Origin of the sequence: Pandoraea thiooxydans (genome assembly GCF_001931675.1) — a bacterium.
In the GTDB taxonomy this organism is placed as follows: Bacteria; Pseudomonadota; Gammaproteobacteria; order Burkholderiales; family Burkholderiaceae; genus Pandoraea; species Pandoraea thiooxydans.
On sequence record NZ_CP014839.1, the window covers coordinates 1,847,849 to 1,860,497 of the forward strand.

Annotated in this window: 10 protein-coding genes; 2 read left to right on the forward strand and 8 right to left on the reverse strand. The window is 63.8% G+C overall.

The genetic code is table 11. From position 1 onward, the window contains the following. The first annotated feature begins 7 nt into the window (after nucleotides 1-7). Nucleotides 8-904 (forward strand): LysR family transcriptional regulator, encoded by an 897-nt coding sequence (locus PATSB16_RS08525; protein WP_047213761.1) that lies wholly within the window; start codon nucleotides 8-10, stop codon nucleotides 902-904. Here PATSB16_RS08525 and PATSB16_RS08530 read toward each other — a convergent pair. The 5 genes from PATSB16_RS08530 to PATSB16_RS08550 form a co-directional block, all read right to left on the reverse strand. Then, entirely contained in the window at nucleotides 901-1,869 is a 969-nt protein-coding gene (locus tag PATSB16_RS08530) for an alpha/beta fold hydrolase (protein WP_083566734.1), read from the reverse strand. The genes PATSB16_RS08525 and PATSB16_RS08530 overlap by 4 nt on opposite strands. 127 nt (nucleotides 1,870-1,996) lie before the next feature. Beyond that, a complete protein-coding gene (locus PATSB16_RS08535) occupies nucleotides 1,997-3,736 on the reverse strand; it encodes a ClcB-like voltage-gated chloride channel protein (protein ID WP_047213762.1) in 1,740 nt (579 codons plus the stop codon). 20 nt (nucleotides 3,737-3,756) lie between these two features. Further along, the gene (locus tag PATSB16_RS21005) at nucleotides 3,757-4,695 is read right to left on the reverse strand and encodes a dimethyl sulfoxide reductase anchor subunit family protein (protein WP_047213763.1); all 939 of its coding nucleotides are present in this window, start codon (nucleotides 4,693-4,695) and stop codon (nucleotides 3,757-3,759) included. Nucleotides 4,696-4,727: 32 nt separating this feature from the next. Then, on the reverse strand, nucleotides 4,728-5,450 hold the full coding sequence (locus PATSB16_RS08545) for a 4Fe-4S dicluster domain-containing protein (protein ID WP_047213764.1): 723 nt from the start codon (nucleotides 5,448-5,450) through the stop codon (nucleotides 4,728-4,730). Next, on the reverse strand, nucleotides 5,447-8,365 hold the full coding sequence (locus PATSB16_RS08550; RefSeq protein ID WP_047213765.1) for a molybdopterin oxidoreductase family protein: 2,919 nt from the start codon (nucleotides 8,363-8,365) through the stop codon (nucleotides 5,447-5,449). The genes PATSB16_RS08545 and PATSB16_RS08550 overlap by 4 nt, the downstream gene beginning before the upstream one ends. Nucleotides 8,366-8,712: 347 nt before the next feature. Between PATSB16_RS08550 and PATSB16_RS08555 the strand changes: the two genes are divergently transcribed. After that, on the forward strand, nucleotides 8,713-8,919 hold the full coding sequence (locus PATSB16_RS08555) for a DUF3955 domain-containing protein (protein ID WP_047213766.1): 207 nt from the start codon (nucleotides 8,713-8,715) through the stop codon (nucleotides 8,917-8,919). Between the two features lie 64 nt (nucleotides 8,920-8,983). Here PATSB16_RS08555 and PATSB16_RS08560 read toward each other — a convergent pair whose 3' ends face one another. The 3 genes from PATSB16_RS08560 to PATSB16_RS08570 all read right to left on the reverse strand — a co-directional run bounded on the left by PATSB16_RS08560 (nucleotide 8,984) and on the right by PATSB16_RS08570 (nucleotide 12,480). Further along, nucleotides 8,984-10,366 (reverse strand): FAD-binding oxidoreductase, encoded by a 1,383-nt coding sequence (locus PATSB16_RS08560; RefSeq protein WP_047213767.1) that lies wholly within the window; start codon nucleotides 10,364-10,366, stop codon nucleotides 8,984-8,986. Nucleotides 10,367-10,448: 82 nt separating this feature from the next. Beyond that, nucleotides 10,449-11,420 carry an isopenicillin N synthase family dioxygenase gene (locus tag PATSB16_RS08565; protein WP_047216401.1) on the reverse strand — a complete coding sequence of 324 codons (972 nt, stop codon included), beginning with the start codon at nucleotides 11,418-11,420 and terminating at the stop codon, nucleotides 10,449-10,451. Nucleotides 11,421-11,523: 103 nt separating this feature from the next. Beyond that, nucleotides 11,524-12,480, reverse strand: coding sequence for a LysR family transcriptional regulator (locus PATSB16_RS08570; RefSeq protein WP_047213768.1), 957 nt, complete (start codon nucleotides 12,478-12,480; stop codon nucleotides 11,524-11,526). Between the last annotated feature and the right edge of the window lie 169 nt (nucleotides 12,481-12,649).

Consider the following 12,649-nt stretch of genomic DNA (forward strand, 5'->3'; position numbering starts at 1 on the left):
CTTTCGTATGCTTGATGACTATCGCGCCTATGTGGCGATTGTCGACCAGGGCAGTCTATCCAAGGCGGCACGCGTGCTGGGCCGCTCGCTGTCATCGGTGAGCCGTTCGCTGATCGCCGTCGAGCAGTCGCTGGGGGTTTCGCTGGTGCGCCGCAGCACCCGCAGCCTGGTGCCCACCGACGCCGGCCTGCGCTTTCACGCGCAGCTCAAGGCCGTGCTCGACGCGCTCGACCAGGCAACCGCCGAGCTCGCCCAGGACGCGGCGGCCGTCTCGGGCCTGGTGCGCATCGGCGCTTCGCCGCTATTTGCCGCATCGCATATCGTGCCATTGTTGGCCGCCTGCCAGGTGCGGTACCCGCAACTGAGCATCGATCTCGACGTGTCCGATCGGCATACCGATTTGTTCGCGACCGGGCTCGATTTCGCCATCCGCATCGGAGACTTGCCAGATTCGACGTTGCGGGCCCGCGCGCTCGGGTCACTGCGCCGCGTGGCGTTCGCCGCACCAAGTTATCTCGCCCGGCACGGCACGCCGGCGGCGCCGGCCGAATTGCGCGAGCATGCCTGCGTGATCCGCGCCGTCGACACCGATGGAGGCTCGGTCTGGACATTTCGTCATGCCGACGGCAGCACCGAAAAAGTCACTGTCGAAGGGCGCTTCCGTTCCGGCAGCGCGCTCGCGTGCAACGCCGCGGTGCTGCACGGCGCGGGCATCGGCCAAGCATTTCTCTGGCAAATACGCGAGTGGGTCGAGCGTGACCAGGTACGCCTGGTGTTGACCGATTTTGAAATGCCGCCGGTTGCCGTGCAAGCGGTGTGGCCGGGTAGCGCGGTGCTGCCGGCCCGTGCCCGGGCGCTGGTCGATTTTCTGGCCGAGCATATGGCGCTCGATCCAGCCGATTAGTCCAGGATATTCACCCGCTCGGCCGCCACGGTGCCTCGCACAAACCCTGGCGCCCGGCGTAAGAGAAAATCGTTGATCAGACCGGCAATTTCCGCGCCGCGATCTTCGAGAGCGAAGTGCCCGGCCTCCAGCAAATGCAATTCCGCCCCCGGCGCTTCATTTGCGATGGCATGCGCGCCGTCGAGCGTAAAGATCGGATCGTGCCTGCCCCAGGTCACCAGCACGGGCGGACGATGTTCTCGCAAATAGCCCTGCCAGGCAGGATATGCAGCGACGTTGGACTGATAGTCGTAGGCCAGGTCGAGTTGAATTGCCGCCTGCTCGGGCCGCCGCAGGAACGCGATCTCGTCCATCCACGCGTCGGGGTTGAAGGCCTCGAGCGGCTCACGGCCGCCCACGTGGCGCGCGATGCCGGCGGCCTCCGACAGCAGTGCCGATCGCATCGCCGGCTCGTGATCGGCCCGCTGCGCCCAGTAGGCACGCCGCTTTTCCCACACCGCCGATAACCCGGCCTCGTGAATCACCGCGTTCTGAATCACCAGCGCCGCCACGCGTTCAGGATGCGCCTGGGCCAGCCTGAAGCCGATCGGGCCGCCGTAATCCTGCAGGTAAAGCGCATACTCGCGCAAACCGAGCGCCTGGGTGAATGCGTCGACGATCTGCGCCAGATGCGCGAAGGTATAGTCGAAACGGTCCGCCGGCGGCGCATCGGAATAGCCGAAGCCAGGGTAGTCCGGCGCGATCAGCCGATAGCGCTCGCTCAGATGCGCGAACAGCGGCTCGAACATGCGTGACGAGGACGGGTAGCCATGCAGCAGCAACAGCACCGGCCCATCCTTGGGGCCGGCCTCCCGGTAAAAAATCTTGAGGCCTTCGACGGCAATCGTGTGATAAGTCGTGCCGGCGCGCGGTGCTGCGGCGGCACCAGAGCTGGCGCAGTGGATGGTTGGCGAGAGGGATTTCATCGGCGTGCATTCGGTGAGTTGAAGACACGCCCAGTATAGGTTTGAGGCCCACGCGCCGGTAGCCGGGCGCGGTGGCAAGGAGATTCCCGCGGCGCGCAAGAATCGGCCGCGTGGCCCCGAAACCCGCCTAGCCGCCCGCTTTGTTCAGCTTGAAATAGGCGTCGAGCAACGACGACTTATAGACGACTCCGAGCAGCGCGCGCGTTTCTCCGGTCTCGTCCACCGTCGGCAGCCGCTCGCCCTGATGGCCGAGGAAGTGCTGCAGCGCCTGTCCAAGCGACATCCCCGGCGTGATCACCGGCAGCGCGTCGCGGCGCAGGAAATCGGCGGCCCGCTTGGCGCTCATGTCGCTCTTCTCGAGCAGCGCGGAGGTGACATCCTGCAGCGACACCACACCCTGATACCGATTCTCGTCATCGACGATATAGATGTATTTGACCGGGTATTCGAGAAACATCTTCGACAGTTCCTCGAAACTGGCGCTCAGCGGCAACACCGTATCGGCCGGCTTGATCAGCTCGCGCATTTGCGTGCTGCGCAAACGCAACCGTGCCTTGGCGTCCTCATTGCGCTTGATGGTGATCTCGTACATCGACGTCTCGTCGATCGAGCGGGCGACGAAATAACCGACCACGCAGGCCAGCATCAGCGGCAACACCACCTGATAGCTGAGGGTCATCTCGAAGATCATCAGGATCGCCATCAGCGGCGCGCTGGTGGCCGCCGCCAGAAACGCGCCCATGCCGACGATGGCATATGCGTAAGGCTGCGAGGTTCCCACCGGAAACAGCGCGTGCACGCCGAAGCCCACCAGATAGCCGATCGACGCGCCGACGAACAGCGTCGGCGTGAAAACCCCGCCGATCGCGCCCGAGCCCATCGTGAACGACGTCGCCAGCACCTTGAACAGCAGCACGCTCAGGACCGCCGTCCAGGCCCAGGGCGAGTGCAGCATCGAGTTCACGACGCTGTAACCGTTGCCCCACACCTGCGGCTCCCACACCGAAATCAGGCCGACGAACAAGCCGCCCAGCGCGAGGCGGGCGGGCAGGGGGAAATTGGTTTCCTTGAGCTTGCGCTTGACGAAGGCCAGCAGCCGCAGGTACTGGGGCGAAGCGAAGCCGCACAGGATGCCGAGCCCGACGAAAAATATCACCTCCCACCCGAAGATGGCCGGAAACGGCGGCATTTCGTAGGTCGGTTGATAGCCTGGGAATTCGCGCATGGTGATGTTTGCCACCACCGAGGCCACCAGCAGTGGGCCGAAACTTTCCATCGCGATCGACCCGAGCACGATTTCGGTGACGAAAAACGCACCGGCGATCGGCGCGTTATACGCCGAGGTCAGGCCGGCGGCCGCGCCGCAGGCTACCAGCAGCCGCAAACGCGGTGGATCGAAGTGAGTGATGCGGCCGATGAACGAAGCGGCCATGGCGGCCAATTGCACCATCGAACCTTCTCGCCCGATCGAGCCGCCGGTCGTGATCGTGCCCAGCGAAGACACGCTGCGCAGCAGGCTCTGCCGCACCGAAATATGGCCGTCGCCGATCGCCACGGCTTCCATGTAGTCGGACGCGGCGCCAGAAGCAAAGCGTTTGGACAGCACCAGGAACACCCCGGCCACCAGCCCGCCGAGCGGCGGCATGATCAGCCGCACATACCAGGGCAGGCTCTCGGCGATGCCCACCAGCGAGCCGGTCTTGCCGGTCAGCAGCCATTGCACCGCATGGATACTCTCGCGAAACGAGATCGTTGCCAGCGCCCCCACCAGGCCGACCACGCCGGCCCACAACAGCATCGTGTGATCTTCGGAAAAATGGAATAGTCGCTGAATGCGAATTCGATATTTGAGAAGCGTCGTCAGCACGGTCTGAAGGGGGAAAAGAACTAGGATACGCCGCGGTAATACATATTCTGCGGATGATGCGCCTCGGCGAAGAAAAACCAGCGCTCGGCCAGAAGCCCGGCGTATTGTATCGCGAACGCCGCTGCCAGCAGCGCTGCCGAGGCATTGGACAGACCGGCGGCGAGCAATGCCAGCGGCACCGGGAAGGTCAGCACCAGAAAGCTCCACTTGATCGCGCGCATGGTCTGCTCGCTCTGACCATGAAAGAACTCCTTGAGATTGAAGGCGCCGCCGGTGAAGCCGCGCGACTTCTGCACCACCTGGCGATGCTTGATACCGGTGGCGCTTTGCAGTGTCGCCTTGGGCTGCAGCCGGGCGTTGCGTACCAGCGAGGCTACGCGCGTGGCGCAGCCGATGACGGTCAGCACGACCGCGGCAGTCGCCAGGAAGCGGATGTCGTCCGGCGCCGTCCAGGCCGAGAGTCCGGCCGCCAGCGTGAAACCGGACGCACAGCCGAGAAAAATGAAATTGGTCGTGGTCAGCGGGCTGGCCCATTCACGCAACACCTTGATGCACGTGTAGATCATGCCGGTACTGACGAACAGGCCAAAGCAGCACAGCGTGGCGAGTGCGCCGACGGCCAGCGTCAGGCCCGAGCCGAACCAGTGCAACAGCCCATAGGCGAACACCGTGGCCATGAAAGCCGGCAGGAAAATGCATTCGCGCGACAGCCACGAGGTGCGCCACATCGCGATCGCCCGCCAGGCGCGCTCAGGATGCCCGAGGTGAAAAAACGACGCCAGCAGCCCCAGGCCGGCGAGCACCACCGCGAGCACCGCGCCGGCCACGAAGAACGTCGTGCCGGGGCGGGCGAGCACACCGAAGCGGGCCAGCAGCTCGGTGGCGAACAACGCCAGGAAAAGCCCCTGGGCCGCGCCGGTCAGGGTGGTGAGAAAGACTACCGAAAATGCCGGACGCATAGCCCGCTCCTCTTGTTCTGATGACTGGGTGGTTACTGCCTGGCCATCGCCGCCAGATTGATCTCGCCGCGCTCGAATTGCCGCTCGAGCTGCAGCGCGTTATCGGCCCGCTCGACCTCCTCGGCGCGCACCTGCACCTGGGTCTTGCGACGGGGCAGGTAGTGGTTGGCCGGTTGCGTGCCCCATTCGGGCATCAACTGGTAGCCGCCGCGCTCCTGAATCGCTTTCGAGACCTCCGACTCGGGATCGTGAATATCCCCGAACAGGCGCGCCGAGGTCGGGCAGGCCAGCACACAGGCGGGCTTGCGGTCGCGCTCGGGCAGCGCCTCGTTGTGAATGCGGTCCGAGCACAGCGTGCATTTGGTCATTTCCTGGCGCTTTTCATCGATCTCGCGCACGCCGTAGGGGCAGGCCCAGGCGCAGTACTTGCAGCCGATGCATTTGTCGTAATCGATCAGCACCAGCCCATCTTCCTTGCGCTTGAAGCTCGCCCCGGTCGGGCAAACCGGCACGCACGGCGGATCCTCGCAGTGCAGGCACGATTTCGGGAAGTGAACCGTTTCGGTGTCCGGAAACTCGCCGGCCTCGAAGGTTTGCACGCGGTTGAAAAACGTGCCGCACGGATCGGCGTCGTAGGGGCTGAAGTCGGCCAGGCTGCCGGCCTCGCCCGACGTATTCCACTCCTTGCAGCTCGTCACGCACGCGTGGCAGCCCACGCAGACGTTCAGGTCGATTACCAGTGCGAGTTGGGTCATGATTGCGTCCCTTTCAGGCGTTTCTTGAATTCACCGCGTCCCGCGAAATAGGCCTGGAACACGCGCTTGACCGTATGGGTCGAGCCGGGCATCGGCTGCATCGGCTCGAATTGCGGCAGCGTGAAGCTGGCGTTGGCCTCGGCCGGGTAAATGCGCACGCGCACGTCATACCAGCCGGCCTGGCCGGTGACCGGATCGGAGTTCGATACCGGGCCGTGGCTGGTCGGCAATTCGTCGGAAATCAGATGGTTCAGCAAAAAGCCGCGCTGCGCCTCGTTGGCGCCGGGGCCAAGATTCCAGGCACCGGCGGCCTTGCCGATCGCGTTCCAGGTCCAGACCGTGCCGGGCTCGACCGCCTCGCTGTAGCGCGCCAGGCAGCGCACCTTGCCCCAGGGCGACTCGACGTACATCCAGCCGCCGTCGGCCACGCCGCTCTCGCTGGCCGTGCGCGGATTGACGTACAGGTAGTTCTCACCGTGAATTTGCCGCAGCCAGGCGTTTTGCGAATCCCACGAGTGATACATCGCCATCGGGCGTTGCGTGACCGCGGCCAGCGGAAAGCGCTCGCTGTCGGTCACCGCGCGCTCGAGCGGCTCGTACCAGAACGGCAGCGGATCGAAGTACTTCTCGATGCGCTCGCGCAGATGATCCGGCGGCTGGCGGCCCTCGGTCTTGCCCTGCGCGGCCAGCCGGAACTTCTGCATCACCTCGGAGTAGAGCTGGATGACGATCGGTTCCTTGAATTTGCGCATGCCGGTGGCCTGGGCCCATTCGAGATAATCGCGATTGCAGTTGCGCATGTATTGCTGCGACTCGGGCAGCGTGTAATGGAACACGCAATTGTTCTTCGCGTATTGCTCCCACTGGTTCGGGTTGGGCTCGCCAACCACCGACTTCTCGCCATTCTTGCCGCGCCAGCCGATCAGGAAGCCGGTGCCCGAGTCGGGTGCGGTCTGGAAGTTGACGATGAAATCCGGGTAATCCTTGAACTTGCGCGACCCGTCCTCGCGCGTGAAGGCCGGGAACTTGAGCCGGCTCGCCAGTTCGATCAGCACCTCCTGGAACGGTTTGCACTCGCCGGTCGGCGGCAGCACCGGTACGCGCACCGAATCCACCGGCCCGTCGAACTCCGAGATCGGGCGGTCGAGCACCGACATCGCATCGTGGCGCTCCAGGTAGGTCGTATCCGGCAGAATCAGGTCGGCATACGCGGTCATCTCCGACTCGAACGCGTCGCACACCACGATGAACGGGATCTTGTATTCGCCGCGCCGCTCACCGTCCTGATGCTTGTCGTTGAGCATCTTGCGGATTTCCGAGGTGTTCATGGTCGAATTCCACGCCATGTTCGCCATGAAAATCATCAGCGTATCGATCGGGTAGGGATCGCCCCGCCATGCATTGGTGATCACGCTGTGCATCAGGCCGTGCACCGCCAGCGGGTATTCCCACGAAAACGCCTTATCGATGCGCACCGGGCCGCCCTGGTCGTCGACGAACAGGTCGCCGGGCTCGGCCGGCCAGCCGAGCGGGCCGGTCGCCAGCGGCGTATTGGGTTTGACCGCATCCGGGCTGTTGGGCGGTTTGGCCGACGGCGGCACCGCGCGCGGGTAGGGCGCTTTGTGACGAAAGCCCCCTGGCCGGTCGATGGTGCCCAGCAACGACATCAATACCGCCAGCCCGCGAATCGTCTGGAAGCCGTTCGAGTGGGCCGCCAGGCCGCGCATTGCGTGAAAGGCGACCGGATTGCCGGTGACGGTTTCGTGGGTCACGCCCCAGTGGTCGGTCCAGCGAATCGGCAATTCGATCTTATGGTCACGCGCGGTCACGCCCATCTCGTAGGCGAGCCGGCGGATCGTCTCGGCGGCAATGCCGGTGATGCCTTCGGCCCATTCGGGCGTGCATTCTTCGACCTGCTCCATCAGCAACTGGAACGCCGGCTTCACGGGGGTGCCGTCGGGTAGCGCGAATTCACCCAGCAGCACCGGGTCGGCGCCCTCGGCGTGGGTCTTGACCGCGCGTCGCGTGTGACGGTCCCACCACATCTTGTTTTGCGGGTAAAGCGGATTGCCCACCGGGCTCGCTTCGTCATGCACGAACAGGCCGAACGTGTCGCTGTCGGGGTCGGTGTTGACCAATTCGCCGGCATTGGAAAAGCGCGCGATGAACGAGCGGTCGTAGAGGCCCTTGGCAATCAGTTCGTGAATCAGCGCCATGAACAGCGCGCCATCGGTGCCGGGCCGAATCGGAATCCATTCGTCGGCGATCGCCGAATAGCCGGTCCGCACCGGATTGATCGAGATGAATCGGCCGCCCTCGCGCTTGAACTTCGAGATGGCGATTTTCAGCGGATTGGAGTGATGATCTTCGGCCGTGCCGATCATCACGAACAGGCGCGCGCGATCCAGGTCCGGGCCGCCGAACTCCCAGAACGAGCCGCCGACCGTGTAGATCATGCCGGCCGCCATGTTCGACGAGCAGAAGCCGCCGTGCGCCGCGTAATTGGGCGTGCCGTACTGCTTGGCGAACAGGCCGGTGAGCGCCTGCATCTGGTCGCGCCCGGTAAACAGCGCGAATTGCTTCGGGTCGGTGGCGCGCAGTTTGCCCAGGCGCTTTTCCAGGATATCGAACGTCTCGTCCCACGAAATCGGCTCGAATACCGCCGCGCCGCGCTCCGTACCTGGCTTGCGTCGCAGCGGCTGGGTCAGACGCGCGGGCGAATACTGCTTCATGATGCCCGACGCGCCCTTGGCGCAAATCACCCCCTGATTGAGCGGATGATTGGGGTTGCCGTCGATATAGCGCACCTCGCCCTCACGCAGATGCACGCGGATGCCGCAGCGGCAGGCGCACATGTAGCAGGTGGTGGTTTTGACTTCGAGCTGCTCGTTCTGCTCGCGGACCGTGTGCTCCATGCCGGGGTCTCCTGCAACGCTGTCAACCGCGCCGTCGGCGCCGTTGCTCGATTTTGGGGGGCAGCCGGCCAGATTCTTGGTTTTCGTCGGCTGTTTCGTCCGATGATAGCGACGCGGCCGTTTAACGAAAAATCATGATTTCCGATTGAAATATAGATTATTCTGATATTTACGTTGGTCGAGAATTCGCAAACGGCGCCTCGCGCAGCACAAACCGGACGCATGGCGGGGCTTCGTCGGCGCAATGGCATTTACCTTGATAGGGTCCCGAAATCGGTGTAACAATGACTGTCGCACGCCGGGCTGCGAACCACCCGGGCAGTAATCACGACTGCATCAGCCACGTTATGAAATACATCCCTGTCCTGTTGTTCGTCATCGGTGCGCTGTGCCTGGTGCTGTTTGCAGCGTCCGGAAGCGAAGTTGCACCGAACGGTCAATTGCACGAGCCATTCGCGTTGTTGCCGCTCGGCTGGTTATGCATTGCGCTTGGCACCTGCGGCCTGATGGCCGGCGCCATCGGCCGGCTCTGGCGTCGCATCGCCCGGCGGTAGGCTGCTCCGGGCAGATCGTCCCGGGCACGGCAAGGGTGCGTCACCCGGCCATTTGAGGCCAATGCTATTCGAACAGTTTGCCTGGATTCAGAATGCCGTTAGGGTCGAGTGCCTGCTTGATGCGCCGCATGCAGGCCAGTTCCTCGGCAGTCCGGGAATAGGGCAGGAATTCGCGCTTGAGCAAACCGATGCCATGCTCGGCCGAAACCGATCCGCCGTACCGGCGCAGCAGCGAATACACCAATTGATCGACCGCCTCGTGAGTGACGCCCGGCACCGTATTGCCGTCGACCGTCACATGCAGGTTCGAGTCGCCGATATGGCCGAAGAACAGCGACAGATGCGGTCCCCACTGCGCATCGAACAGCCGCTGGCATTCGTCGGCGAAGGCGCCGATTTTGCCGATCGGCAGGCTGATGTCGAAGTTGATCGGCGCCAGCCGTTGCGGAAATTCGGCGGTGCATTCGCGAATCGCCCACAGGGCGTTGGCCTCGCTGCCCGATTGGGCCAGCACCGCGTCCGACAGCCAGCCCGCCTCCAGCGCCTCGCTCAATGCGGCGCCGAAGCGCTCGGCATCGGCCTGCTCGGCGAAGCCGCGCTGCTCCACCAGGGCATATAAGGGGTGGCGTTCGGCAAACGGGCTTTTCCTGTCACGCGTGAGCGATACGCCCAACTCGAAAAACGACGGCCACATCAGCTCGAACGCGCTGACGTCGCCCCCGAGGTGGCGGCGCAACTGGTGCAGAAATCTCACCGCGGTGTCATAGTCGGGCAACGCGCACAACGCGGTCTGGCATGAGGTCCGTTGCGGTTGCAAGCGCAGCACCGCCCGCGTGATCACGCCCAACGTACCCTCCGAGCCGATGAATAGCTGCTTGAGATCGTAACCGGTGTTGTTCTTGATCATCTTGTTGAGCGAGCTGAGCACCGTGCCGTCGGCCAACACGACCTCGAGGCCGAGTACCAGGTCACGCGTCATGCCGGATTGAATCACGCGCGTGCCGCCCGCGTTGGTGGCGATGTTGCCGCCGATCTGGCACGAGCCGCGCGCACCGAGATCGAGCCCGAACTCGAAACCCGCCTCCCGCGCGGCCTCCTGAATCACTTGCAGCGGCGTGCCGGCCAGCACCGTCATGGTGGCCGCGGCCGGATCGATCTCCTCGATACCCGCCATCTGCTCGAGCGACACCACAATGTCGGCCGTGCCGGGAATGGCGCCGCCTGCCAGCCCGGTCATGCCGCCTTGCGGCACCACGGGCTGCCCGTGCGCATTGCACAAACGCAGTACCGCCGCGACCTGTTCGGTGCTGCGCGCAAACACGACGGCCAGCGGCTGTGCCGGCGCGTGCCGTGTCCAGTCGGTGAAATGCTTGGGGTTGATTGCAGCGCCGGTCCGAATGGCCTGTTCGCCCACGGCATCGCGCAGGGCGGAGAAAATGTCGCTCATGAATATAAACCTTTTAGCGGGCAACCGAAGCGGCGCCACGTCGAATCATCCATTTGTCCGAGCTTCGTCTGCGGCCCGGCGCTTAACCGGCAGCTGCTTTCTTGCGGTACCCCATCGACGCGTTGATACGCCCCAGGATGTAATCGCCCGCGGCCACCGGCTCATAGAGCGAGGCACCCGGCGCGACGCCAAGATCGCGCGGATCGACCACTGCGGCATAGGTCGGATCGTAGAACGTCGCGATCGAGTATCGCTCCTGCCCGGAACGGTTGATGACACGGTGCAGCGTCGAGCGAAAGCGATCGTTCGACCAGCGCGCCAGCAGGTCGCCGACGTTGATCACCAGCGTGCCTTCGATCGGCGGCGCGTCGATCCACGACTGGCTGGCCAGTTCGCGCACCTGCAGCCCGCCGATATTGTCCTGCCACAGCAAGGTGATGCAGCCATAGTCGGTATGCGGCGCCACGCCGAACTGGTCGGCGTCGGATTGCGGCGGCTGCGGCGGGTAATACACCATCTGGGTGCGTTGCATGCGCTTGGCATAGCGCTGCGCGAAAAAATGTTCATCGACATCCAGACTGATGGCGATCGCACGCAGCAAGTCGGCGCCGCACGCGCCCATTGCCTCGTAATAACCGTATAGCGCAGGGCGCAGCGATGGCATGAAATCGGGCCAGTTGTTGGGCCCGCGCAGCGCTTCGCCGGCCATGACATTGGGATCGTCCTCCGGCAGTTCCAGCCCGATGCTGAAAAACTCCTTGTAGTCCGGTTTGGTCGCCTGGTACATCGTCGCGTCGCCCAGCGAGTTGAAGCCGCGATGGCGGTGATTGACCGCCACCCGGCGCTTGACGTCGATCGGATGAGCGAAAAATTCGCGGGCGGCCCGCGCGGCGCCGTCGATCGCCGCCTGCGGCACGCCATGGTTTTTAATGTAAAAGAAACCGATCGTCGTGCACGCCTCGCGGATTTCGCGCGCTGCCCGTTCGAGCCCGTCGCGGCTGCCTGCCCTGACTGCCGCCATGTCGATCATAGGAATGCCAGCCAACTGCGCCATGATGCTCATCCTCCAGGTGATTGCCGCAATGCGCAAGAGAAAGGCCGAATCCGCCCAAATGCGCCAGCTCAGTGGGGCGATACGGTGTTTGTACCGGTATATACTACTTCGGTTGCCCTGGCGCGGCTATTGGCGTTTCCCCGGTGCGCGGGCGCCCGGATCGCCGCACCAGGGTTTCCTGCACCGCCGCGTGAATGCATTCTGCAACCAATTGCGACGCGCGCGTGTGCAAAGCCTGCGCGGCGCGCGCGATGACCAGCGGCTGGCGCACCGTCTCTTCCCGAATCGGCCGCTCGACCAGCGTCGGCGTATGCATCGTTGCGCTTTTTTGCGTAATCAGCAAGGCCACGCCCAATCCTTCCGCCACCATGGCCCGCGCCAGTTCAATCGACGCGACCCGATATCGGACCTCGGGCGAGAGGCCGTACTGCCAGAATGGCGCCAATAAAAATTCCCGGCTATACGGCAGGTCGATCAGAATAAACGGCTCCTTGACCAACTGGCGCAACGATACCGGCCCGCGGGTCTTGCCCAGGCGCGAACCGGCCGGAATCAGCGCGTGCGGCTTGAGGTCGGCCAGGCACTCGCGCTCGATGCCAGCAGGCAGCCCGACATCGTAGGTCAGCGCGAGATCGATGCGATGGCTCTGAAGACGGCTTTCCAATTGGGCCAGATCGCCTTCTTCGCAGCGGATCGAAAGCTTGGGGTATCGCTGTTGGGCAATCCTCAGCAAGGACGGAAGATAAACCGGCGCGATGGTCGTGAAAACACCGAGCCGGACCTCGCCGGCCGCTGCGTTTCCGCCATCGTCCGCCTCGAACGCCGCCGCCACCGCCAGCAGTTGACGTGCCTCGCTCAATTTGCGCTCCCCGAATTGCGTAGCAATCAGGCCAGCGCCGAGCCCGCGCGTGAACAATGCCTCGTTGAACACAGACTCCAGCTCGCGGATCGCCACCGAGATCGACGGCTGCGACACATTCAGCGCCCTGGCGGCGGCCGTGGTGCTGCCGGTCTCGGCCGCCGCCACGAAATACCGCAACAACCGTAGCGAGATATGCATTAAAAAATCCTATATCGATTAAATGAATTCCATATTTTACCTAATAGCTGCGCGCGCTCAGAATAGCCTGACGGATGTGGCATGAAGCTGCCTCGGACATCGAGGGCAGTGGGCCGTGAGCCGCATGTTCATCGCTGCTTGTGCGTTATTTCTGCATGGGAGGTAAACC